This window comes from Micromonospora sp. M61 (assembly GCF_018070245.1).
In the GTDB taxonomy this organism is placed as follows: domain Bacteria; phylum Actinomycetota; class Actinomycetes; order Mycobacteriales; family Micromonosporaceae; genus Micromonospora; species Micromonospora zamorensis.
Genome location: NZ_JAGPYA010000004.1, coordinates 147,628 through 171,176 on the forward strand (window position 1 = coordinate 147,628; position 23,549 = coordinate 171,176).

A 23,549-nucleotide genomic window follows, 5' to 3' on the forward strand; every position below is an offset into this window, starting at 1 on the left:
GCCGCCGAGCCGGGGCATCGGCCCGCCGACCCGCCGTACGCTTGGTCGAGCACAAGCGTACTAAATCGGTCTTTCGGGGAGGAACTGGGCGTGACGCAGAGCGACGCGGAACTGGTCGCGCTGGCGCAGGCGGGAGACGCGGCGGCACTCGGAGCGCTGCTGGCCCGGCACGAGGCCGAGATGCGGGCCGTCGCGTTGAGCGTCCTCGGTTACGGCCCGGACACCGAGGACGCCGTGCAGGACGCCATGGTGGTGGCGCTGCGTCGCATCGGCGAGGTCCGCGACCCCGCCGCCGTCGGCGCGTGGCTGCGTGCCATCGTCCGCAACAACAGTCGGATGACCGTGCGAGGGCCCAGAGCCGTCCCGGTCGCCGAACCGGATTGGTTCGCCCGCCCCGCCGACACACCCACCCCCGAGGAAGCACTGGAGCGGGGCGCGATGCGCGACTGGGTGTGGCACGCCATCGGGCAGTTGTCCGAGCCGGACCGGCTGGTCACCCTGTTGCGCTACTTCAGCGACGCGTCGTCGTACGAGCAGATCGCGGCCGTGTGCGGCGTGCCGGTCGGCACCGTCCGCAGCCGCCTCAGCCACGCCCGCCGCGCGCTCGCCGGCGGCCTCCGCGCGGCGGCGACCGCGGCGCACACCGACGTCACCGCGGCGACCGAATCGCGGTGGCGGGAGGGTCGCGACATGATCGCGACGGCGATGGGCGGCGACTTCGACCGGGTGGTTCGCGAGAGCTGGTGGCCGGACGCCGAGATGGTCGTGCCGGGCGGCCCGCGCGGCGGTCGTGACCTGGCGATCCAGGGCATGAACCGAGACCTGACAGCAGGGGTACGCCAACGGCTGCGCAACGTGGCCGCCAGCGGCGACGTGCTGATCTGGGAGACCGACCTGATCAGCCCGCCCGACGACCCGGAGCACTGCCCACCCGCGGCGCTGTGGTTGCAGGTGCTGCGCGAGGGGCGAGTGCGCCGCCTCACCCTCTTCCACCCCGTCCCGGCGCTGGTCTGAAGAAACTTCCCCGACCGAGCGAACTTTTCCTTCGGCCCGCGCATCTGGTCCGCGTCATGCGCCAGTTGCCGTGCCGGCATCCGCCGCACGGGTCTCGGAACGGGAGATAGTTCATGGGTTCCACCAGCCACGACGTCAGCGCCCTCGCACCGGGCGCCCACACCTTCACCGTCGACGGCGTTCGGCAGGTCTACCACGTCGCCGGCACCGGCCCGGTCTGCGTGGCGCACTCCGGCGGCCCCGGCATCGAGTGGGCCTACCTGCGGGCGCCGAGCCTGGAAGAGCACTTCACGATGGTGTACGTCGAGCCGGTCGGCACCGGCGCCTCGGGGCGCCTCGACGACGCCGCCGACTACCGTCTCGACACGTACGTCCGGTTCCTGCACGCCGTCGTCGAGCACCTCGACGCACCCCGGGTCCACCTCCTCGGGCACTCACACGGCGGTTTCGTCGTCCAGCGCTACGCCCTCGCCCACCCGGACCGGGTCGCCGGTCTCGCCCTGTACGACACCTCACCCGTCACCGGCGCAGAGTTCTGGGCCGAGGCGATGGCCGGTCTGGCCGCGTACCCGCAGCGGCACCCGGACCGGCCGGAGGCGGCGGCGGTTCCGGCCGCCTTCGGGCAGATCGGCGCGGCGACGGACGACGAGTCGTTGGGGGCCGCCCTGCGTGCCGCCCTCCCGGTGTACTTCGCGGACTTCTGGGGCCGACAGGACGAGTTCGTCCCGTTCCAGGCCGCCGTACGCATCTGGTCGGCGCCGGCCGGCGCGCAGGACCCCACGCCCTTCGACGTACGGGACAACCTCGGCGAGATCACCGTGCCCGTCGTGGTGATCGTGGGCGCGTACGACTTCATCTGCGGTCCCCACTGGGCAGAGCAGGCGCACGCGGGCCTCAAGGACTCACGGCTGGTCGTGCTGGAGCACAGCGGGCACTTCGGGCACATCGAGCAGCCGACGGAGTTCACCGAGGCCGTGGTGGGGCTGCTGAGCCGCTGACCCGGCACCGGCGTCGCAGCCCGAGGTCCGTTCGTCACAGCGGGCAGGCCTCGGGCTGCGCCGGCGTTGGACGGTCATAGGCTGGGCACTTTGGTGCACCGTGACGAAGAGGAGACCGCCGTGAGCCAGACCGAACGGATGGATTCCGTCGACGAGTGGAACGTGGCCGAGGACGACGGGGTCCTGGACGCCTCGGACACCCTGGACGACGACCGCGTCGGCGACCCCCTCGACACCGGCATCGTCGCCGAGGACCACTGGACGGCGGCGAACCGGTTCGGCACCACGCCGGCCGAGGAGCGGGCTGGCGAGTCCCTGGAGCAGTATCTCGCCCAGGAGGTGCCGGATGTCGACCCGTACGCCGAGGGCGGCGACGACGAGGACGAGCTGACCCGCCGGGGCTACGAGGCCGAGGCGCGCGCCGGCCGTCTCGTCGCGTACGACGAGGGCCTCCGCGAGGACGACGAGGCCGAGTCGGTGGCGTGGGACGCCGGGATCGACGCGGGTGCCGCCAGCGCCGAGGAGGCCGCGATCCACGTGGTCGAGGACCCGGACGGCCCCGGCGACGGCCCGCTGCGCTGACGACCGCCCGACAGCGCCGCGCTCACCATCCGTGGATGGTGAGCGCGGCGGGCGGGTTGCTCAGTGGATGACGACGGGCGTCTTGACCAGCTCGCCCTGCGGGTCGTCGAGCTGCGCCGGCTGACGTCGGCGCGGCAGCAGGGCCGCAGGGATGAACGTGAGCACGACCAGCGCGAACGCGACCCAGAACGTGGTGGCGAACGACTTGGCGGCGAAGTCGAGCCCTCGTTCGATGATGGACGGGTCCACCGGCATCTGCTGGAGCAGCTCCGGCCGCTGCTGGGAGGCGATGGCCAGCCCGGCCTCGGTGACCGGCTTGCCGCTCTCGTCCACCAGGCCGGGGATCGGCCGGGAGCCGTTCAGCTCGTTGGTGAGGATCACCGACATGACGGCGGCGCCGACCGACCCGCCGATCTGCTGGAGGATGTTGACCAGGGTGGAGCCGCGTGCCACCTCCTGAGCCTGCAACGTCCGCAACGCGGACGTCATGATCGGCATCATCGTGCCGCCCATGCCCAGGCCCATCACGAACAGCGACCCGCCGAGCAGCCAGTACGAGGTCTGCGGGTCGACCTGGGTGAAGCTGAAGAACCCGACGACGATGAGCCCCAGCGCGAACGGCACGGTGCGGCCGATCGGCACCCGGTCGGCCAACGTGCCGGCGATCGGCATGGTGATCATCGCGCCGATGCCCTGCGGGGCCATCAGCAGACCGGCCGCCAGCGTCGTCTCGCCGCGCACCTGCAGGAAGTAGCTCGGGAACAGCAGGCCGGCGCCCATGAACGCGATGATGAACACGAACAGCGTCAGCGACGCGATGGTCAGGCTGCGGTTGCGGAACAGCCGCAGGTCGAGCAGCGGGTGCCGGGGCTTGAACGAGTAGAGCACGAACGCCACCACCAGCACGCCACCGACGAGCATCGGGGCCCACACCTTGGCCTCGGTGAAGGTGCCCGCCTCCGGCAGCGACGAGACGCCGTAGAGGAAGAGCGCCAGGCCCGGCGAGAGCATGAGCATGCCGACGAAGTCGAACGACTCGGACGGCTCGGGGGCGTCCTTCGGCAGCGCCATCTGCGCGTAGATCAGTGCGACGACGCCGATCGGCAGGTTGATCAGGAAGATCCAGTGCCAGCTCGCGGTGTCGATCAACCAGCCGCCGAGGATCGGGCCACCGATCGGCCCGAGCAGCATCGGGATGCCGAGGACGGCCATCAGTCGGCCGATCCGGTGCGGCCCCGCCGCGCGGGTCATGATGGTCATGCCCAGCGGCATGAGCATGCCGCCGCCGAGGCCCTGAAGCACGCGGTAGCCGATCAGCTCGCCGATCGTGTCTGCCGTGGCGCACAGACCCGAGCCGATGGTGAACAGGGCCAACGCCACCATGTAGAGGCGTTTGGTGCCGAACCGGTCGGCCGCCCAGCCGCTGAGCGGGATCACGGTGGCCAGGGCCAGGGTGTAGGCGGTCATCGTCCACGCGACGCGGGCGTACGACGCGTCGAACTCGCTCTGGAAGGTGGGCAGCGCCACGCTGACCACCGTCACGTCGAGGATCGACATGATCGCGCCGAGGACGACGACGCCCGCCACCTTGAGCACTGCGGCGTCGAGTTTGTCCGCTGTCGCGACGGATTGCTGTGTCACTGACTCTCCTGAAGTCGATTGAGCCGGCCAATGGTGGGCGGTGGCGGCGATGCCGCGCCGACCAGGCGCGGGGCGCGACGTGCCAGGACGACGACGCGCGCAGGCAGACTAACTGCCGGTTGTGACGATTCGCCGCCGGTTTTCGTGACCGCCGGGCCGCGTATCCGAACGGCCGTCCATTTACAGCCACTCGTCGGGGTGGCGACCAACCAGCAGAACCACCAGCCGGACGGGCAGCGGCCCGGATCAGCCCGGCGAAGGCCAGGGATCGGCGGCGCGGCAGCCACGCGATCACCATCGTCACGCTCGGCGCGTCCATCACCGGATCGCGGCGAGTGCGGCACAGCGAGGCACGGCAGCACGGCAGCACGGCAGCACGGCGAGGCACGGCAGCACGGCAGCACGGCGGCCGCGTCGAGGGCAGCCCGGCACGGCGAGGCACGACGAGGCACGACGAGGCACGACGAGGCACGACGAGGCACGACGAGGCACGACGAGGCACGACGAGGCACGACGAGGCACGGCAGCACGGCAGCACGGCGTCGAGGGCAGCCCGGCCCTCCACCAGCAGCACCGAGCCCGCCGGGGTCAGGGCGAGCCAGCGAGCGAATCCTGGTCCCGCGCCTCTCCTCGCCTCGGTCGCCGGGTGGAATCAGGACATGCTGTGCTGGCCACCCGGTCGGCCTACTGACCGGGGTGATCGTTATGTGCTCGTGGTGCTCACGTTCGTCGGTGGTAGTGGTTGCGACGGGGTAGTTGTTCGGGGTCGAGCCAGGCCGGTGGGACGAATTCGGGGTGGCCGTCGCCTGCCAGGCGCACGGTCCAGTCGCTGTGGTGCAGGTGCCGGTGATGGTGGCCGCAGAGCAGGACGGCGTTGGCGAGGCTGGTCTGGCCGCCGTCGGCCCAGTGCTCGATGTGGTGTGCGTCGCACCAGCGCGGTGGTCGATCGCAGCCCGGGAAGGCGCAGCCACCGTCCCGCAGGACCAGGGCTCGCCGGAGGGGGCCGGTGATGAGACGGCGTTGCCGGCCGATGTCGAGTGGCAGGCCGGCTCCGCTGAGGACGGCAGGAAGGATGCCGGCGTCGCAGGCGAGTCGGCGCACGGCCTCGGGGATGAGGTGCAGGCCGGTGTCGAGAGTGCCGCTGCCCAGTTGCCGGGTCAACCCGTCGTAGCTGGTGGTGACGACGACCTGGGCGCAATCGCCGCCGTGCTCGGGCAGCTCGCCGGTGCGCAGGGCGAGGCGGCACACGTCACTGAGGGCGTCGTGCCGGCGCTGCGCGGGAGTGCGCTGGTCATCAGGGCCCGACGGTGCGCTCAGGGGGTCGATGGCGGCGCGGAGCAGCCCGGCGGTCTCGGTGTCGAGGATGCCGGTGAGTCGCAGACGGCCGTCGGTGAGGGTGGAGAGGGTGAGGTGGCGGTCGCGGGTGGCGCGGCGGGCTTCGGCATCCAGGGCGGCTTTGGCCGCGGCGTCGGCGATGTCGGGTGCGACGTGGTCGAGGATGCGGGTGCTGAGTTTGCGGAGAAGGGTGGGGTCGAATTGCCCGGCCCACTCGACGAGCACTCCGAGGGCCTTGTCAGCGGCCTCGGGACCGGCGGCGGTCTGCACGGTGTCGATCGTGTCGGTGATGACCCGGGCCTGCTCCACGGTGATGTGGCCATCGGCCAGTGCGTGGCGTACGCCAGGGTTGCCGGTGTCCAGGACGGCGGCGAGGTCGACGAGGCGGCGAGCGGCCGGGTTGGTGAGGCGTAACCGTTCGCGGAGCCAGACCGCGGTGGAGGAGGCACCCTGCGTGGTGGCGGTGCCTCGGCCGTCGAGCTCACGGATCAGGGCCAGCTGCACCGCGGCGAGACGCTGCTCGATGCGGTACGCGGTGTCGAGCGCGGCGATCAGCTCGCCCTCGGGCAGCGCCCAGATGGCCGTGTCGGCGCAGGCCGCGATGGCATCCTCTGCCTGCGACAACTCCTCGACCATGACCCAAGCCTAGAACAGGTGTACGACAACTCCAGTCATCATGATCGATTCGCAGCAGACCCGGCCAGGCGGCAAGCCGGCCGAGGAACGGAGACTCCGCGCCGACGGCCCCGCCGCCGTAGGCCGTGCCGACCCGTGGAGGATGCATCCGTGGCTCTGGTCGCGGGCCAACGACGGGATCCTGCAGTGGCGAGCCTGACCGCCCGCTACGCCAACGCGCATCCCTCTACCGGGCCAGCCCGGTCCTCGTCGCCGTCATCATCTGGCTGCCACGACCGGCAGAGGACACGACCGGCAAAGAACTAGGTCCTGTTTCATAGCTCGGGTCGGAGCCATTCGTTGATCGCAACGACGTCGAGGATTTAACAGCGGCGTAGCCACCAAGGATCATCCCCGGGCGTTTGGGGGTCGTGATAAGTACGTTTCAACAGGGCGTCATCCAGACGGTCGACAACGACTCGGAGCTCTCGCGCGGCATGGCCAGGCAGCATGGTGACTGCCTCCTCCAAGCGCAGACGGGCCCAGCCATCGCCACAACAGGAACAGGTGAACTCCGCTTCCCACGGCCTCCACCGACGCTGCCCGCCGTATGCATGAACGCCCCATACGCTGACTGCGGCTGCCACCATGCCCGGCAGCCACCGCTGCCCTTCCAGCAGGCGGACAGCAGCGTTCCCGGGACCGGAGAGTCCAGGAACATCCCGATAACGGGTCCACGGGCTTCGCGTGATCGGTACGGGGCGACGAAGCGATTGAGGCTGCCTACGAGGCACGGCCCCTTCTGTGGAAGGTCACGCCTCAGATCCTCTCACGAAGGTCAACAGGCACTTAGCCGGCCGAAGCGACGCCGCAGCCCTGGTAGCGAACCCTTCTGAAACACGCCTAGTTGCTGCGTTTGCCGGCGTCGAGGGCAGCCTGCTCCACTCGCTGGCGGTGGTCCAGCCACCACGACTCGTCGGCGGGGGGCAGGTTGTCGTTGCTGGGCAGCAGCCCGGCCGCGCCGTCGATGAGTTCGCGCACGATGTCAGCGTGGCCGGCGTGTCGTTGGGTTTCCGCGATGACGTGAACCAGGACGTGGTGCAACGTGACCGCTGCGTCACCCCACCACGGCACGCGGCCGACCTCGTCCAGCGCGAGGGCTTCGATGGTGGTGTCGGCGTGGGCGATCGCGCGACGGTACATCCCGACGATCTCCTCGCGGGTCTCATCCGCGGTCGCCCACATGTCGGCATTGGCCTCCGCACCGTCACCGACGTACGACAGCTCCTGGTCGAAGGGTCGGCCGAACACGACGCCGAAGTAGAGGATCTCCATGGCCGCCGCGTGCTTCACCAGACCGAGCAGGTTGGTCCCGGTCGGGGTCAACGGACGCCGAATATCGTATTCGCCGAGCCCGTCGAGCTTCCACAGCAGCGTGTCGCGGCCGCCACTCAAGTAACTGTGCAGGTCTGCCTTCATCGCGGCACTATGGCATCGGCCGGGTGTCGGCGCCGCCCCGGACGATCCGCCGACCTCATGACCGGCAGGCCAGCGCACCTAGACGGTGACCACCGGCACGGCGGCGGTCAGCGCCCAGTCGTGCCCGATGTCGGCGGCGGCGCGCAGCAGCCTCGGCAGATGCTCTTCCCGCAGGGTCTCCAGCGAGGTCTCGGCCGCGTGCACTGTCACGTTGATGGCGGCCACGACACGTCCGTCGCCGTCGCGTACGCCGGTCGCGACGGACCGGATTCCCGGGGCCAGGTCCTGGTCGGCGAGGGCCCAGCCCTTCGCCCGCACCTCGCGCAGCACGGCGTCGAGGTCGCCCGGGGAGGGCTGCCAGCGTGGTGTGATGCCGGAGCGGGTCGGCTCGGCGAGCACGGCGGCCAGGGTCTCCGGTGGCAGTGCCGCGAGCAGCACCTTGCCCATCGAGGTCGCGGGAGCCGGGAAGCGGGTGCCGATGGTGACGCCGAGCGTCACGATCTTCGGGACGGCCACCCGGGCGACGTAGACGATGTCGCTGCCGTCCAGCTGCGCCATCGAGGTCGACTCGTTGGTCTGCGCGACCAGCTTCTCCATGTGCGGGCGGGCCACGTCCCACATGTTCAGCGCGTTGACGTACGCCATCCCCAGCTCCAGGACGCGCGGGGTGAGGGTGTGGCCACGGCCGACCGCGCGGACGTAGCCCAGCGATTCGAGCGTGATGAGGATGCGCCGGACGGTCGGCCGGGCGAGGCCGGTGGCGGCGGCGATCTCGCTGAGCGTCATCGACGGGCAGGCCGGACGGAAGGAGCGCAGGACGTCGAGGCCACGGGCGAGAGCCTCGATGAAGTCGGGCCCGGCGCCCCTTCCGTTGTCACTCATGTCCTAATGCTTCCATTGCGCCGAGCCGGCGTCCCACTCGGTGTACTGGTAGGGGTTCTCCAGGATCGCGGTCTCGGGGACGTCCGGGTTCATGCCCCGCTGCCACGCCTCCTCCCCCATTGTCTCGCGGAGGTGGTCGATGGTTGACGCCACCGCGGCCCGCGCGGCGGCGAGGTCGACGCCGACGAGGCGGCCGTCCTGCTTGACGACCCGGCCACCGACCAGCACGGTGTGCACGTCGCCGCGCTGGGCCTGGAAGACGACGTGACCGTGCGGGTTCAGGATCGGGAACATCACCGGTGAGGCATCGTTCTTGATCAGAACCACGTCGGCCTGTCGGCCGGCGGTGAGGGCGCCGATCGTGGAGTCCATGCCGAGCGCGCGGGCGCCGCCTCGGGTGGCCCACTCGACGACCTGCTCGGCGCGCAGGTGACAGTGGGTGATGGTCTCCTGCTTGGCGTGCGCCTCCAGGTGCTCGCGGGAGCGGTCCGCGCCGAGCGTGCTTCGCATCGCCGAGAAGAGGTCGCCGCTCCACCACACGCTGGTGTCCATCGACAGCGACACCGGGATGTCGTGGTGGCGCAGCTGCCAGGTGGGCGGGTAGCCCTGACCGGCGCTCTGCTCGCTCTCGGTGGAGACGGAGACGGAGCCGCCGGTCGCGGCGATCCGGTTGTACGAGTCGTGGGTGAGCGTCGCCGCGTGCACGTAGACCGTCGACGGGGTCATGAACCCGTTCTCGTGCATCAGCCGGATGCCGTCGTCGTTGGTGGCGCCCCAGACTCCGGCGTGGGTGGTCACCGCGGCGCCCAACTCCCGGGCCACCTCGAAGGCGGCCCGCTCCGGGAAGGCCGGGTCGCCGGTGACGTCGAACGCCATCTGGAAGCCGGCCAGCTTGCCACCGTCGATGCGGCGGCGGTGGAAGTCGCGGAACTCCGGCGAGGTGGCCCACTGCCAGGGCCCCTGCTGGATGTTGCCGTAGGCGAGCACGAACCGTCCGTCGACCGCCTCCAGGGCGTCCACCGCCGCGTCGGCGTGCTCGGGCGTCTGGAGCCCGTGTGACCAGTCGACGGTGGTGGTGACACCCGCGTCGATCGCCTCGATGGCGCCGAGCAGGTTGCCGGCGTAGACGTCCTCGGGACGGAACAGCTTGCCGGATTCGAGGTAGTACCAGACGAAGTACTGGGTCAGGGTCCAGTCGGCGCCGTACCCACGCATGGCGGTCTGCCACATGTGCCGGTGGGTGTCGACCATGCCCGGCATCAGGATGCCGCCGGTGGCGTCGATCTCCAGGGCGTCGTCGGGCGCGGTGAGGCCGACGCCGACCTCCGCGATCCGGTCGCCGACGACCAGCACGTCGGCGCCGGGCAGCACCGTGTGGGCGTCGTCCATGGTGAGAACCAGGCCGTTTCGGAAGACCACCGGCCGGTCGGTTGCGCTCATCGCCACCCATTCCTTTCCGGGGTACGAGGGGAGCCCGGACTCTTGTCCGCTGTGCGGCCAGCCCGAGTGGCGCAAGTGTGGTCCCGGTCACGAGACGTGTCAAGAGCGTGTTTCCGCGCGATCAATACGCCGTTGACAGGCACCGTGCGGTGTCGCAAGCTGTTCGGGCGGACAGGTGTCCGCAGGACGGGCGGAAACATGGTGCAGCAATCGACGGGGCCACTGGCCGGCCTGCTCGTCGCGGACTTCTCCCGGATCCTCGCCGGGCCGTACGCGACGATGCTCCTGGCCGACCTGGGCGCACAGGTGATCAAAGTGGAGAGTCCCGGTGGCGACGACACCCGCACCTGGATGCCGCCCACCCGCGACGGCGTCTCGACGTACTACCTCGGAATCAACCGCAACAAGCGGTCGGTCGCCCTGGACCTCAAGAAGCCGGACGACGTGGCCGCCGCGCAGGAGCTGGCCCGCCGCGCCGACGTGATGATCGAGAACTTCCGGCCGGGCGGCCTCGCGCGGTTCGGCCTCGACTACGACAGCGTCGCCGCGAGCAACAACAGGATCGTGTACGCGAGCATCAGCGGTTTCGGCACCGGCGCGGGTAGGGACTTCCCCGGCTACGACCTGATGGTGCAGGCGATCTCGGGCCTGATGAGCCTCACCGGCGACCCGGACGGCTCGCCGTACCGGGCCGGGATCTCCGTCTTCGACGTCATGGCCGGGCTGCACGCGAACATCGGCATCCTCGCCGCGCTGCGCCACCGTGGCGAGACCGGGCGGGGTCAGCACGTCGAGGTCAACCTGCTCAGCTCGGCGCTGTCCGGGCTGGTCAACCACTCCAGCGGCTACGTCGCCGGCGGCACCGTCCCGTTCCGGATGGGCAACGCGCACCCCAGCCTCTTCCCGTACGAGCCGCTGCCCACCGCCGACGGCGACCTGATCGTCATCGCCGGCAACGACGGGCAGTTCCGCAAGCTCTGCCAGGTGCTCGACCTGCCAGAACTGCCCGACGACCCGCGCTTCGGGCGCAACCAGGACCGCACCGCCAACCGCGAGGAGCTGCGACCGCTGCTGGTGCAACGACTCGCCCAGCGGACCAAGGACGAGTGGTTCCGGGACCTGCTCGCCGCGGGCGTCCCCTGTGCGCCGATCAACACCATCGACGGCGGCGTGGCGCTCGCCCAGGAGCTGGGGCTCGAACCGGTCGTGGCCGTCGGTGACGTGCCCGGCGTCCGCAACCCCATCACCTTCTCCGACACCCCGGCGCGCTACGAGCTGCCGCCGCCCGGGCTCGACGAACACGGCGAGGAGATCCGCGCGTGGCTGAAGAACTGAGCTTTCCGACCGGGATCGGCACGTCCGACCCGACGAGCATCTCCCTGCTCGGGCAGGACCTGGCCGGCGACCTGATGGGCGAGGTCGGCTTCGGCGAGCTGGCGTACTGGCTGGTCGCCGGCCGCCGGCCCACCCGGGGTGAGGTGCGGGTCTTCGAGGCGGTGCTGGTGGCGCTCGCCGATCACGGCTTCACCCCGACGGCGATCGCGGCCCGGCTGACGTACCTGTCGGCGCCGGAGTCGTTGCAGGGCGCGCTCGCCGCCGGCCTGCTCGGCGGCGGCTCCCGCTTCCTCGGTGTCACCGAGGACTGTGGACGTTTCCTCGCCGACACCCTCGCGGGGGCCGGTGAGGTGACCGACTACGACGCGCTGGCGCTCGACGCGGTCACCCGGGCCAGGCAGGAGCGCCGGCTGGTCCCCGGGCTCGGGCATCCGGTGCACAAGGAGCAGGACCCGCGCACGCCCGTGCTGATCCGGATCGCCACCGAGGAGGGTCTGCACGGCCCGCACCTGCGGCTGTTCGAGGCGATCGGGCGGGTGCACCCGCAGGTGCTCGGCCGGACCCTGCCCCTCAACGGCGCCGGGGTCTGCGGCGCGGCGCTCGCCGACCTCGGGCTCCCCGTCGAGATGCTGCGCGGTTTCGCCCTGCTGGCCCGCGCGGCGGGGCTGCTCGGGCACCTCGCCGAGGAGCGGCGCCGCCCGCTCGGCATGGACATCTACCGCACCGTGGACCGCAACGCCGTCTACGAGCCCTGATCCCCCTCTGCTGCCAGCGAAAGGAGCCCAATGGCCACCGTCGTCGCGGTCATCGCCTCCACCCACCACCCCTTCTACTACCGGGCCAGCACGGCTACCGGCGATGACCGGCCGCCGTTCGCCGACGAGTGGACCAGCAAGATCCTGGCCTTCCGGGAGACGTTGACCCGGGCCCGGCCCGACGTGCTGGTGATGGTCGGCTCCGACCACTTCCACCAGCTCTGGCTGGACAACATGCCGCAGTTCCTGGTCGGCAAGGCACCCTCGTACGACGCGAACTGGTACAACGAGGAACGCGAGTTCGGGCTGCCCCGGATGCTGCTCAAGGGCCAGGAGGACCTGTCCGGGCACATCCTGCGGGCCGGGCTCGACTCCGGTTTCGACCTCGCGTTCAGCAACGAGCTGCGCATCGACCACAGCATCACCTGCCCAATCATCACGCTGCGGCCCGAAGCCGACCTGCCGATCGTGCCGATCTACACGAATATCTTCGCGCCGCCGCTGCCGCAGCCGAAGCGCTTCGTGCAGCTCGGCGAGGCCATCCGGGAGATCGTCGAGTCGTGGCCCTCGCACCTGCGGGTGGCCGTCATCGGCACCGGTCACCTGTCGCTGGAGCTGGGCGGCCCCCGACAGTTCGGCCCGCACGGCCCGGACCCGGAGTTCGACCAGCGGGCCGTCGAATGGATCGCCAACGGCGACCTGGACGGCTGCCTGCGCGAGGTCACGCTGGACAGCCTGCACTCGCCGGGCAACGCCACCCACGGCTTCATGGACTTCATGCTCATGATGGGCGTGGCCGGGGCCGGCGCGAAGGCCGACTACGTCGACACCCTCGATCTGTTCCACACCATGGAGGCCTACTTCACCTGGTACCCGAACGGAGCGCCGGCGGCATGAGCAAGTACCTGCTGAACAAGTTCCTCTTCATGGTCGACCGAGACCCCGAGCTGGTCGAGCGCTACCGCAGCGAGCCGCGCGAGCTGGTCACCTGGTGGGAGGCAGAGTGCGCCAACACCGTGCTGAACTGCCACACCGGCGAGGCGAGCACCTGGTTGCGCTTCGACGACGTGGAACGGGAGGCGCTGGCCACCCACGACCACGTGAAGCTGTTCGAGTTGGGGGCACACCCGTTCCTCACCCTGACCCTCTTCATCGCCCTCTTCGAGCGGGACAACACCGAGCCGCTGGAATACCAGAAGTCCTACGGCGCACGGCTGGCGCACTTCCCGATGCCCTACCCGGACATCGCGACGTGATCCGCGCGGCAGTGCTCAACGCCTGCGGCACACCGCCGACGATCACCGAGCGGCCGGCGCCCGTGCCGAACGACGGCGAGGTGGCGGTCACCGTCGAGGCCGTGCCGATCACCCCGCTGGACCTGCTCTGCGCCAGCGGCACCAGCTACTTCGGCGCGCCGAGCACCCCGTACGTGCCGGGTGTGCAGGGTGTCGGCCGGCTCGCCGACGGCTCGGCCGTCTGGTTCGGCACGTCGGCCGGGATGAGGTCCGGCGTCGACGGCAGCATGGCGACCACTGTCGCGGTGCCCTCCGCCGACGTGGTGGCGCTGCCGTCCGGCGTACCGCTGACCCTGCTCGCGGCCCTGGGTCTCTCCGCGGTGGCCGCCCACGCGGCGCTGACCCACGGCGGTGGCCTGACTGCCGGCGAGCAGGTCATCGTGCTCGGGGCCGGCGGCGTGGTCGGCCAGGCCGCCGTCCAGCTGGCCCTGCTCGGCGGCGCCCGCCGGGTCATCGCCGTGGCCCGCTCTGCCTCGGCACGGGCCCGCGCCGAGGAGCTCGGCGCGGCGGTCGCCATCCCGCTGCTGCCCGACGACGACGTCGCGTCGATGGCCGACCGACTCCGTGCGGTCGCCGACGGTCCGGTCGATCTCGTCCTCGACCCGGTCTTCGGTGTGCCTGCGGCGGCGGCCCTGCGGGTGCTGCGCCCCGGTGGCCGGCTGGTCAACCTGGGCAGCGCGGCGGGGGCAACCGCGCCGATCGAGTCCGCCGTGCTGCGCGGCGGCTCGCTGCGCCTGGTCGGCTACACCAACAACGGGCTGTCGACCGCGCAACGGGCGGCGGCGCTGGGCGTGGTGGCCGGGCATGCGGCGGCGGGGCGGCTCACCGTCGACCACGAGATCGTGCCGTTCGACTCGGTCGCGGACGCCTGGGCCCGGCAGGACGCCGGCATCGCCGCCGGGCGAATCGTGCTGGCGCTCTGACCGGGCCGGGCCCCAGCCAGGGACCGCGAGACCCTGGATAGAGCGCACCTGGTTGGGGTGCCGGGCCGGTGCGACGGTCGGTCCATGACAACTTCCACCTACGCCGTCACCGGCCACTGGATCGGTGGCGAGACCGTCGTCGGCTCCGCCGGCACCCTTCCCGTCGTGAACCCCGCCACCGGTGAGGTCGTCGCCGAGACCCCGGCCGGCACCGCCGATGACGTCGACAGTGCCGTCGCCGCCGCCCGGGCAGCCTTCCCGGCCTGGGCGGCGACCACGCCGCAGCACCGGGCGGACGTCCTGCGCAGCCTCGGCGCGGGCCTCGCCGCCCGCACGGAGGAGATAGCCCAGGCGATCACCGCCGAGATGGGCTCCCCGATCGGGATGTCCCGGACCGCCCAGGTCGCCTTCCCGGCCGCCGTGGTCGAGTCCATCGCCGGCCTGGCCGACGACTTCGCGTGGACCGAGGAGGTCGGCAACTCGCTGATCGTCCGTGAGCCCATCGGTGTGGTCGGTGCGATCACACCGTGGAACTTCCCGCTCCAGCAGATCGTCTCCAAGCTGGCGCCGGCGCTGCTCGCCGGCAACACGATGGTCTTCAAGCCGTCCGAGAACGCCCCGCTGACCGCGCGCATCCTCGCCGAGGTCGCCGCCGAGGCCGGCGTACCGGCGGGTGTGTTCAACGTCGTCTACGGCACCGGCGCGACCGTCGGGGAGGCGATCTCCGCCCACCCGGACATCGACATGATCTCCTTCACCGGCTCCACCCGGGCCGGGCAGCGGATCTCCTCGGTGGCCGCGGCGACCGTCAAGCGGGTCGCGCTGGAGCTGGGCGGCAAGGGCGCGAACATCATCCTCGACGACGCCGACCTGCCCGCCGCGGTCGAGCGGGGTCTCATGATGGCGTTCAGCAACGGCGGTCAGGTCTGCGGCGCGTGGCCGAGGATGCTGGTGCCCGCCTCCCGTCAGGACGAGGTCGTGGCGTTGGCCGTCGAGGCGGCGAAGCAGTACACCGTCGGCGACCCGAACGACGAGGCCACCCGGGTCGGTCCGATGGCCTCCGAGGCACACCGGCAGAAGGTCGTCGGCTACATCGAGCGGGGCAGCGCCGACGGTGCCCGGCTGGTGTTCGGCGGGCCGGACCGGCCGGAGGGCCTGACGAACGGCGCCTACGTCCAGCCGACGATCTTCGCCGACGTCGACCCGTCCTCCGCGATCGCTCAGGAGGAGATCTTCGGGCCGGTGCTGACGATCATCCCGTACGCCGACGAGGAGGAGGCCGTGGCCATCGCCAACGGCACCCTGTACGGCCTGACAAGCGGTGTCTTCGGCGAGCCGGAGCATGCCCTCGCCGTGGCGCGGCGGCTGCGCGTGGGCCAGGTCGACGTGAACGCCGGGCACTGGAACCCGCTCGCGCCGTTCGGCGGCTACAAGCAGTCCGGCAACGGCCGCGAATTCGGCCGCTTCGGCCTGGAGGAGTTCCTGGAGACCAAGTCCATCCAGCGCTGACCGAACCGGACAACCCCCACCCGCGGGACGCACCGGCCCCGCGTCCCGCTGGCCCGCCTGCCCCAGGATCACGTGCGATCTTGGGGTAGGCGGAACACCGTCGCCGGGCTCGCCTGTTGCAGTGAAAAGGCCGGCCCCTGCCGGCACGCAGTGATCGGAGACACCGTGGACCGCGCCCAACTGGCCAGTTTCCTGCGCACCCGACGGGAGGCGCTCCAGCCCGAGGACGTGGGGCTGCCCCGGGGGCCGCGTCGGCGTACCGGTGGGCTGCGGCGCGAGGAAGTCGCCACGTTGAGCGGGATGTCCACCGACTACTACAGCCGGTTGGAGCAGCAGCGGGGGCCGCACCCGTCGGAGCAGATGCTCGCCGCCCTGGCCCGTGGCCTGCGGCTCTCCCTGACCGAACGCGACCACCTGTTCCAGCTCGCCGGCCACGCGATCCCCCACCGGGCGGTACGGGCCGACCACGTCAACCCGGGGATGATGCGCATCCTCGACCGGATGCACGACACCCCGGCCCAGGTGGTGAACCACCTCGGCGAGACCCTGGCGCAGACCGCGCCGGCCGTCGCCCTGCTCGGCGACGAGACCCGGTACGCCGGGCTGGCCCGCAGCGCGCACCACCGCTGGTTCATCGACCCGACCGCGCGGCAACTGCATCCGGCGGAGGACCACCGGACGCAGAGCCGCCTGCTCGTGGCGGACCTGCGCGCGTCGTACACCCGTGACGGGCGCGGCTCGCGGGCCGCCGCCCTCGTCGACGACCTGCTGGCCAGGAGCCCGGAGTTCGCGCAGCTGTGGCGCGAGCACCCGGTGCCTACCGGCTACTGCCCGTCGAAGCACTTCCTGCACCCGGAGGTCGGGGCGTTGGAGCTGCACTGCCAGACCCTGGTGGACCCCGACCACTCCCAGACGCTGCTGGTCTTCACCGCCGTGCCCGGCTCGGAGAGCGACGAGAAGCTGCGCCTGCTCGCCGTCATCGGCGGCCAGCTCGTCTGATCCCGGTGACCGGCCCGCCGAGGTAGCGGGCCGGGCTGACGCCCAGGTAACGCCGGAAGTGGCGGGTCAGATGCGCCTGGTCGAAGAATCCGGCAGCGACGGCGGCCTCGGCCGGTCGCTGCCCGGCGAGGAGCAGGCGACGGACCAGCTCGACCCGGCGGCCGGTCAGGTACGAGTGCGGCGGCACGCCGTGCACGTGGGTGAACGTCCGGACCAGGTGGGTCGGGTGGGCGTGCAGCAGCTCGGCGGCCTCGCCCAGCGTGACGCCCTCGACGGTGCGGGCGTCCAGCAGCTCCCGGAGTCGCACCGCGAGGCCGGGTCCGGCCGGCTGGCCCTCGACCGGAGGGCGCTGACGGAGCTGGCCGCGCAGCCGCTCCAGGATGAGCGCGAGCCGACTCTCGGCCTCGAACTCGTCCCCGGGTGCGGCGAGCACCTGGTGCAGGTGATGGATCCGGTCGCGTAGCTGCGGGTCGGCCAGGTCCGGTTCGTCGACCGCCCGGCCGACCAGCTCGGCACCGAGCGCCGAGGTGTCGAGATACAGGACCCGTTTACGGAACCCGCCCGGTGTGGCGGAGCTGCCGTCGTGCGGCACGTACGGTGGCAGCAGGGTGACCGACGTGCGCAGCGCACCGTGCCGGTGCCGGTCCAGGTCGAAGCGGACCGCTCCGTCGTCGACGATCAGCAGCGTCCACACGTCGTGGATGTGTCGGGGATAGGCGTGGTCCACGAAATGGGCGTGGAAGACCTCGGCGACCCCGGCTACCAGGGGTCGCCACGCGTTGACGTGCGAGCCCGCCGGGCGGGTGGCCACGCTAAGAACGTACAAGACCTGTCGGTCTCGGGGCGGGCAGGCTCGACGCCATGACCGAACCGATTCGCTTTCCCACCAAGATCGCTGTGCTGCTCCGTGACGACCTGGCGAGCTGGCAGCGGCTGAACGTCACCGCCTTCCTGGTCAGCGGCATCGCGAACGCCCAGCCGGAGCTGCTCGGCGAGGAGTACCGCGACGCGGACGGCACCCGGTACCTGCCGATGTTTCGCCAGCCCGTGCTGGTCTTCGCCGGCGATCGGGCGACGCTGGTCGGCGCGCACTCGCGAGCCCTCTCCCGCGGGCTGCGGCTCGCGGTCTTCACGGCCGACCTGTTCGCCACCGGCAACGACCGGGACAACCGCGCGGCCGTGCAGGCGGTCGGTCGGGAGAAGCTCGACCTGGTGGGCCTGGCGCTGCACGCCCCGCGCAACGTGGTGGACAAGGTGCTCAAGGGCGCGTCGATGCACCCGTGACGCTGACCGTGGCACCACGGGTCGGCGCCCCACTCCGGCGCCGACCTGTGGCGGTGGTCAGCCGTCTGCCCCCAACGCCGCCACCGGGCTGACCCGCGACGCCCGTCGTGCCGGCAGCACTCCGGCCAACGCGGTCAGCCCGACCAGCGTCACGAAGAGCCCGACCAGCGGCAGCACCGGCACGGTCAGCGGTGCGTTGATCCCGAGGGCGTGCACCGCCAACCAGGCGTACGGGACGCCGAGCAGCAGACCGATGGTCGCACCGATCACCCCGTACAGGCCGGACTCGACGGTCAGCATGGTGCGCAGGCCGGTCCGGGACAGGCCGATCGCCCGCAGCAACCCGGACTCGCGGATCCGCTCCACCACCGACAGCGCGGTGGTGGAACCCACGCCGACGACCGCGATCAGCACGGTCAGGCTGACCAGACCGACAGCGATCCAGACCAGGGTGCGCACCAGGGCGTCATTGCGGTCCCGTTCGTCGGCGAGCACCGCGAGGCCCACCCCGTCGGTGCCGGCGATCGCCTGCCGCAATGCCCGCACACCGGCGGTCCGACCGTCCTCGCCAGCTCCGGCCGCGTCGGCCAGCAGACCGGTGTACGCCGTGGGAACGCCGAGCCGGTCGAGGTCGCCCCGGTCGGCCAGGATGCCGACGTGCAGGGGGCCTTCGGCGGGGAGGACCGCGGCGACGCGTACGTCCACGGTCCGTCCGCCGAGGGCGAGCGTGGCGGTGTCGCCGACGTGCAGTCCGGCGTCCCGCGCGACCCAACCGGCGAGCACGATCCGACCCGGACCACGATCGGCCAGGGCACCCTGCGCCACGTCCAGGTCCCGGATCGTCGGCAACGCGGCCACGTCCAGGTCGCTCGTCGGGTAACCGGACTCGATGTCGCTGAGCTGATCACCGCCGCGCGTCAGGGTGACGTCGCCGACCCGCCGGTACGGCACCACCCGGGCCAGCGCCCCGTCCGCCGTCTTCGCCTGGGTGACGAGGGCCCCCGGCAGCGTCCCGCCGTTGCTGGTGACCTCGAAGTCGGTCGGTGCGGACAGCGCCACCTCGCGGTCCGCGAGGACCTGAAGCGACGCGCCGCCGATGACCACCCCGGAGATCAGGGTGACGCCGAGCGCGACGACGACGGAGACCGCTGCCGCCCGACGCGGTGCCCCACCGATCCCGCCGACCGACATCCGCCCGAGCGGTCCGAGCTGGCGCAGCGGCCAACCCACCACGGCCAGGACCGGCCGCACCAGCAGCGGCCCGAGGGCCACCAGCGCGAAGAACGCCAGCCCGCCGGACCCGACCAGCAGGAGCAGCGGCATCACGGGGTCGTACGTCGACTGGTCCGGCTCCGGCAACTGGCTGACCGTCACGACGGCGGCCAGCACCGCGCCGACTGCCAGGAGCAGCCCGAACACCAGGCGGAGCACCCCGATGCCGCGCCGGCCGGAGGTGGTGCTCGCCGTGCGCAGTGCCTCCAGCGGGGAGACCCGGGCGGCCGAGAGCGCCGGCGCCAGGACGGCCAGCACGGTGACCACGACGGCACCGATCACCACCACGCCCGCCGTCGCCAGTGGCAGACCCGGCGAGGAGACGGCCATGCCGGAGGCGCGCAGGATGGCCGGCAGCGCGTACCCGAGGGCGAGTGCGCTGGCCACCCCGATGACGCCGGCGACCAGCCCGGTCAGCGCCCCCTCGGCGGTCATCGCCCCCACCAGGGCGCCCCGGTCCGCGCCGACCGCACGCAGCAACGCGAGCTGCCGCATCCGTTGGGCGAAGACGATGCGGAAGGTCGAGGTGACCACCAGCGCCGCCGCGACGACAGCGATCGAGACGAACATGCCGACCAGGATGAAGAGCCTCCCGACCTCCTCGGCCGCCGCGTTGGCCTCCGCCTGGCGCACCTGCGCACCGGTCCGGATCGGCTGGCCGGCGACCGCCGCGACCACCTGTTGGCGGACGGTCTCCGTCGACGTGCCCGGCGCCACCCGCACGTCGACGCGCTCCAGGCCCGTCAGGCGTCCCCAGGACGTCACGACGGTGTCCGGGGCGTACGCGTCGTACCCGGCGTCGGCCGCGCTGTCGACCAACCCGGTCACGGTGAGCCGGGCGGGCGTGGTGAGTTCACCGCCCGTGCCGCTGGTCGTGGCGCCGACCGGCAGCCCGAGCCGCTCGGCGGTTCGCGGGGTGACCGCGATCTCGCCGGGGGCGTCGGGGTAGCTGCCCTCGATGACCCGGACCCTGGTCAGCGGGCCGGTGCCCGGATCGGCCTGGAGGTTCAGGTACCCCTCACCGATGGACACCCCGATCGACACCCGGCTCACCGCCTCGGCCACACCGGGCACGGCGCGGACGCGCTCCAGATCCGCCACAGTGGGTGGCGCGTGGTCGAAGTCGCCGATCACCAGGTCGGTGGCGGCCGGGGTGCCGCTCAGGTTGTCGCGCACGGTCCGTTCGGTGATCTGCTGCACCAGCACGGTGCCGAAGACGACGAAGGACGCGACCAGGATCGCCAGACCGGTCAGGATCAGCCGGCCGGGCCGCCGGGCCGCGGCGCTCGTCTGGGTACGCAGCACTGTCGCTCTCATGCGCGGGCCGCCAGATCACGCAGCGCGTCGGTGACCGAACCCTGGTCCGGCTTGTCGATCTCGCCGGCGATCCGACCATCGGCGAGCAGCACCACCCGGTCGGCGTACGCGGCGGCGATCGGGTCGTGGGTCACCATGACGACGGTCTGACCGAGGTCGCGCACCGAGTCGCGCAGGATGGTGAGCACCTCCGCGCCGGAGCGGGAGTCGAGGTTGCCGGTCGGCTCGTCGGCGAAGACCACCTCGGGCCGTGCCACCAACGCCCGGGCCAGCGCCACGCGCTGCTGCTGACCGCCGGACAGCTCGCTCGGCCGGTGCTTCAGGCGGTCGCCGAGGCCCAGCAGGTCGACCAGGCGCGCCAGGAGTTCGGCGTCGGGCTGCCGGCCGGCGAGGTCAAGCGGCAGGGTGATGTTCTGCGCGGCGGTCAGCTGCGGCAGCAGGTTGAAGGACTGGAAGACGAACCCGATCCGCTCCCGGCGTACCCGGGTCAGCGTCCGGTCCGACTGGCCGGTCAGCTCCGTGCCGCCGAGCAGGACACGGCCGGAGGTGGCGGTGTCGAGGCCGGCGAGGCAGTGCATCAGGGTCGACTTGCCGGACCCGGACGAACCCATGATCGCGGTGAACTCGGCCCGACCGAAGCCGACCGAGACGCCGTCCAGGGCACGGACCGCGGTGTCCCCGCTGCCGTACACCTTCACCAGGTCGACGGCGGCGACGGCCGCTTGGCTGGTGTCCGGTGGGGCGTGGGTCGTCATTGTTCCTCCAGTGGCTGCGATGTGACCTGGGAAGCCTCGCCGCCACCGACGGGTCGGCGCATCGGCCCGGGGCCGGGTATCGCGGTCGCCGGGTCTGTCTTTCGGCCGATCTGCCACCTCCGTCCGGTTGGCTACGCTGGGTCATCATGAGCGCGCCGGATCTTCGACTGTGGTGGATACGTCTGGCCCAGGCTGCCGGGCTGGTGGCCTTTGGCCTGCTCGCTCTCTTCGACTTCGCGGCCAGCACGGCGGATGACCGCGGCATCGTCGGTCTCCTGCTCCTGCTGGTGCCGATGGGGTTGGCGGTGGCGACGGTGCCACTCTGGCTGCCGGTGCACCGGCCGGGTTCCCGCCGGCTGCCGGTGGCCGCGCTGGCACTGGCCACCGCCTCACTGGCCGTGACCGCGGGGGTGGTGCTCATCTCCGGAGGCGGTGGCATCCTGCCCGCCCGCACCTGGGGGCTCGCCGAGTCGGCCGGGCTGATCGGCGTGGTCTTCGTGGTGAGCCGCTGGGGCGCGCCCCGGCTCGCCCCGTGGGCGGCGGTGGCGGCCGGGCTCGCCGTCGCCGCGATGCCGCTGCGCGTCGGCACCGAGAACCTGCTGGTGATCTTCGGTCTGCTCCAGGTAATCGCCGCGGCGGGCGCCGCCGGGGTGGGGCTCTACCTGCGGATCGTGGCCGCCGGTCGGGAACGGGCGATCGCGCTGGTCCGGGCCGAGCAGCGTGCCGAGTTCGCCCGGGACCTGCACGACTTCATCGCCCACCACGTGACCGGCATCGTGGTGCAGGCGCAGGGCGCCCGGTTCGTCGCCGAACAGGACCCGCAACGGGTCATCGTCGCCTTGGAGCAGATCGAGCGGGCCGGTGCGGAGACGATGGCCTCGATGCGGCGGATGGTCGGGATCCTGCGTAACCCGAACGCCCCACCGGACGCGCCGCTGGCCCCACTGGCCGGGGTGAGCGAGTTGGAGCCACTGGTGACGGGGTTCAACGGGGCAGCGAACGCGCCGGCCCGGCTGCACGTCGACGGCGACCTGGGCGGACTGCCGGTGGAGGTCTCGACCTCGGCGTACCGGGTGGTGATGGAGGGGCTGACCAACACCCGCCAGCACGCGCCGGACGCCCGATCGGTGGACGTGGCAGTGCGACGTACCCCCGACTGGCTTCTGGTCCGGGTGGCCGACGACGGCGCCACCGGGCGCACCGCGCCGGCCCGGGGGCACGGCTTCGGTCTGATCGGCCTCACCGAGCGGGTACGCGCCCTCGGTGGCACGATCACCGCCGGACCGGGCGTCGCCGGTGGGTGGGTGCTCGATGCGGCGTTCCCGCTGCGCACGGCGGTGGGGCGGTGATCCGGGTGTTGATCGCCGACGACCAGGCGATGGTCCGGACCGGCTTCGGCATGATCATCGGGTCGCAGTCGGACATGACGGTGGTCGGCGAGGCCGCCGACGGGGTCGTCGCCGTCGAACTGGCCCGACGGCTGCGCCCGGACGTGGTGCTGCTGGACATCCGGATGCCCCGCCTCGACGGTCTGGAGGCACTGCGGCTGCTCGCGGGGCCGGGCGTCGCCGACCCGATCCGGGTGGTCGTGGTGACCACCTTCGACCTGGACGAGTACGTGCACACCGCGCTGTCCAACGGCGCCTGCGGTTTCCTGCTCAAGGACTCCGGCCCGGCCCTGCTCATCGAGGCGGTCCGCGCGGCCGTGTCCGGTGACGCGCTGATCAGCCCGTCCATCACGGTACGGCTGCTGGAGCACCTCAGCTCTCCCGCTCCGGCCCACGACGACGCCGGGCTGTCACCACGGGAACTCGACGTGGTGAAGCTCGTCGCCCGGGGCCTGACCAACGCCGAGATCGCCGCCCAGCTCTTCATCGCCGTCGGCACGGTCAAGACCCACCTGGCCAGCGTGCAGATGAAACTCAAGGCTCGCAACCGGGTCGAGATCGCCGCCTGGGCCTGGGAACGACGCCTCGTCGGCTAGAGGCGCGCGCGATGGCTGGCGGGCCGAATGGGGTTGGGTGGTGACCGAACACCACCCGCCTGGCGGCCTCTGCACTGTGGCGGACGAATAACGCTCGACTCCGGGGTCTGGCGCGCGCCGCGACATATTGCGACG

General features: G+C 71.8%; 21 protein-coding genes. 13 read left to right on the top strand and 8 right to left on the bottom strand.

Annotation, left to right across the window (positions count from 1 at the left end; translation table 11 throughout):
• Positions 1-90: 90 nt before the first annotated feature.
• The 3 genes from KBX34_RS04015 (at position 91) to KBX34_RS04025 (ending at position 2,594) form a co-directional block, all read left to right on the top strand.
• Complete coding sequence (locus tag KBX34_RS04015) at positions 91-1,014, top strand: RNA polymerase sigma factor (RefSeq protein WP_210923324.1); 924 nt, start codon at positions 91-93, stop codon at positions 1,012-1,014.
• Positions 1,015-1,127: 113 nt separating this feature from the next.
• The gene (locus KBX34_RS04020; RefSeq protein WP_210923325.1) at positions 1,128-2,012 is read left to right on the top strand and encodes an alpha/beta fold hydrolase; all 885 of its coding nucleotides are present in this window, start codon (positions 1,128-1,130) and stop codon (positions 2,010-2,012) included.
• Positions 2,013-2,132: 120 nt separating this feature from the next.
• Complete coding sequence (locus KBX34_RS04025) at positions 2,133-2,594, top strand: DUF5709 domain-containing protein (protein WP_210923327.1); 462 nt, start codon at positions 2,133-2,135, stop codon at positions 2,592-2,594.
• A 60-nt stretch (positions 2,595-2,654) separates the two neighbouring features.
• Here KBX34_RS04025 and KBX34_RS04030 read toward each other — a convergent pair whose 3' ends face one another.
• The 5 genes from KBX34_RS04030 to KBX34_RS04050 all read right to left on the bottom strand — a co-directional run bounded on the left by KBX34_RS04030 (position 2,655) and on the right by KBX34_RS04050 (position 9,986).
• A complete protein-coding gene (locus KBX34_RS04030) occupies positions 2,655-4,235 on the bottom strand; it encodes a DHA2 family efflux MFS transporter permease subunit (RefSeq protein WP_210923329.1) in 1,581 nt (526 codons plus the stop codon).
• Positions 4,236-4,955: 720 nt separating this feature from the next.
• On the bottom strand, positions 4,956-6,206 hold the full coding sequence (locus KBX34_RS04035; protein WP_210923331.1) for an HNH endonuclease signature motif containing protein: 1,251 nt from the start codon (positions 6,204-6,206) through the stop codon (positions 4,956-4,958).
• 882 nt (positions 6,207-7,088) lie between these two features.
• Positions 7,089-7,664, bottom strand: coding sequence for a DinB family protein (locus tag KBX34_RS04040; RefSeq protein ID WP_210923333.1), 576 nt, complete (start codon positions 7,662-7,664; stop codon positions 7,089-7,091).
• A 78-nt stretch (positions 7,665-7,742) separates the two neighbouring features.
• The gene (locus KBX34_RS04045; RefSeq protein WP_088948609.1) at positions 7,743-8,546 is read right to left on the bottom strand and encodes an IclR family transcriptional regulator C-terminal domain-containing protein; all 804 of its coding nucleotides are present in this window, start codon (positions 8,544-8,546) and stop codon (positions 7,743-7,745) included.
• A gap of 3 nt (positions 8,547-8,549) precedes the next feature.
• On the bottom strand, positions 8,550-9,986 hold the full coding sequence (locus KBX34_RS04050; protein WP_210923335.1) for an amidohydrolase family protein: 1,437 nt from the start codon (positions 9,984-9,986) through the stop codon (positions 8,550-8,552).
• Positions 9,987-10,184: 198 nt separating this feature from the next.
• On the opposite strand from KBX34_RS04050, the gene KBX34_RS04055 reads away from it, so the two are divergent.
• From KBX34_RS04055 to KBX34_RS04085, 7 genes are all read left to right on the top strand, one after another.
• The gene (locus tag KBX34_RS04055) at positions 10,185-11,321 is read left to right on the top strand and encodes a CaiB/BaiF CoA-transferase family protein (RefSeq protein ID WP_210923337.1); all 1,137 of its coding nucleotides are present in this window, start codon (positions 10,185-10,187) and stop codon (positions 11,319-11,321) included.
• The gene (locus tag KBX34_RS04060; protein ID WP_088951811.1) at positions 11,306-12,076 is read left to right on the top strand and encodes a citryl-CoA lyase; all 771 of its coding nucleotides are present in this window, start codon (positions 11,306-11,308) and stop codon (positions 12,074-12,076) included. The genes KBX34_RS04055 and KBX34_RS04060 overlap by 16 nt, the downstream gene beginning before the upstream one ends.
• A 30-nt stretch (positions 12,077-12,106) precedes the next feature.
• The gene (locus KBX34_RS04065) at positions 12,107-12,973 is read left to right on the top strand and encodes an extradiol ring-cleavage dioxygenase (RefSeq protein WP_088948612.1); all 867 of its coding nucleotides are present in this window, start codon (positions 12,107-12,109) and stop codon (positions 12,971-12,973) included.
• Complete coding sequence (locus KBX34_RS04070; protein ID WP_088948613.1) at positions 12,970-13,332, top strand: hypothetical protein; 363 nt, start codon at positions 12,970-12,972, stop codon at positions 13,330-13,332. Before KBX34_RS04065 ends, KBX34_RS04070 begins: the two co-directional genes overlap by 4 nt.
• The gene (locus KBX34_RS04075) at positions 13,329-14,294 is read left to right on the top strand and encodes a zinc-binding alcohol dehydrogenase family protein (protein ID WP_210923338.1); all 966 of its coding nucleotides are present in this window, start codon (positions 13,329-13,331) and stop codon (positions 14,292-14,294) included. Before KBX34_RS04070 ends, KBX34_RS04075 begins: the two co-directional genes overlap by 4 nt.
• A gap of 84 nt (positions 14,295-14,378) precedes the next feature.
• On the top strand, positions 14,379-15,803 hold the full coding sequence (locus KBX34_RS04080; protein WP_210923340.1) for an aldehyde dehydrogenase family protein: 1,425 nt from the start codon (positions 14,379-14,381) through the stop codon (positions 15,801-15,803).
• A gap of 165 nt (positions 15,804-15,968) precedes the next feature.
• Positions 15,969-16,802, top strand: coding sequence for a helix-turn-helix transcriptional regulator (locus tag KBX34_RS04085; protein WP_210923348.1), 834 nt, complete (start codon positions 15,969-15,971; stop codon positions 16,800-16,802).
• On the opposite strand, the gene KBX34_RS04090 is transcribed toward KBX34_RS04085, so the two are convergent.
• Positions 16,780-17,613, bottom strand: a complete 834-nt coding sequence (locus KBX34_RS04090) for an AraC family transcriptional regulator (RefSeq protein ID WP_141909787.1) — start codon at positions 17,611-17,613, stop codon at positions 16,780-16,782. The two genes, KBX34_RS04085 and KBX34_RS04090, sit on opposite strands and share 23 nt — an antisense overlap.
• A gap of 50 nt (positions 17,614-17,663) precedes the next feature.
• Between KBX34_RS04090 and KBX34_RS04095 the strand changes: the two genes are divergently transcribed.
• Positions 17,664-18,086: a DUF2000 domain-containing protein gene (locus tag KBX34_RS04095; protein ID WP_210923350.1), complete on the top strand. Its 423-nt coding sequence runs from the start codon at positions 17,664-17,666 to the stop codon at positions 18,084-18,086.
• Positions 18,087-18,143: 57 nt separating this feature from the next.
• On the opposite strand, the gene KBX34_RS04100 is transcribed toward KBX34_RS04095, so the two are convergent.
• Complete coding sequence (locus tag KBX34_RS04100) at positions 18,144-20,675, bottom strand: FtsX-like permease family protein (RefSeq protein ID WP_210923353.1); 2,532 nt, start codon at positions 20,673-20,675, stop codon at positions 18,144-18,146.
• A complete protein-coding gene (locus tag KBX34_RS04105) occupies positions 20,672-21,430 on the bottom strand; it encodes an ABC transporter ATP-binding protein (protein WP_141909790.1) in 759 nt (252 codons plus the stop codon). The genes KBX34_RS04100 and KBX34_RS04105 overlap by 4 nt, the downstream gene beginning before the upstream one ends.
• A gap of 146 nt (positions 21,431-21,576) precedes the next feature.
• Here KBX34_RS04105 and KBX34_RS04110 point away from each other — a divergent pair, with 146 nt between their 5' ends.
• Positions 21,577-22,779, top strand: coding sequence for a sensor histidine kinase (locus KBX34_RS04110; protein WP_210923355.1), 1,203 nt, complete (start codon positions 21,577-21,579; stop codon positions 22,777-22,779).
• Positions 22,776-23,414 (top strand): response regulator transcription factor, encoded by a 639-nt coding sequence (locus KBX34_RS04115; RefSeq protein ID WP_210923357.1) that lies wholly within the window; start codon positions 22,776-22,778, stop codon positions 23,412-23,414. The genes KBX34_RS04110 and KBX34_RS04115 overlap by 4 nt, the downstream gene beginning before the upstream one ends.
• Positions 23,415-23,549 lie beyond the last annotated feature (135 nt).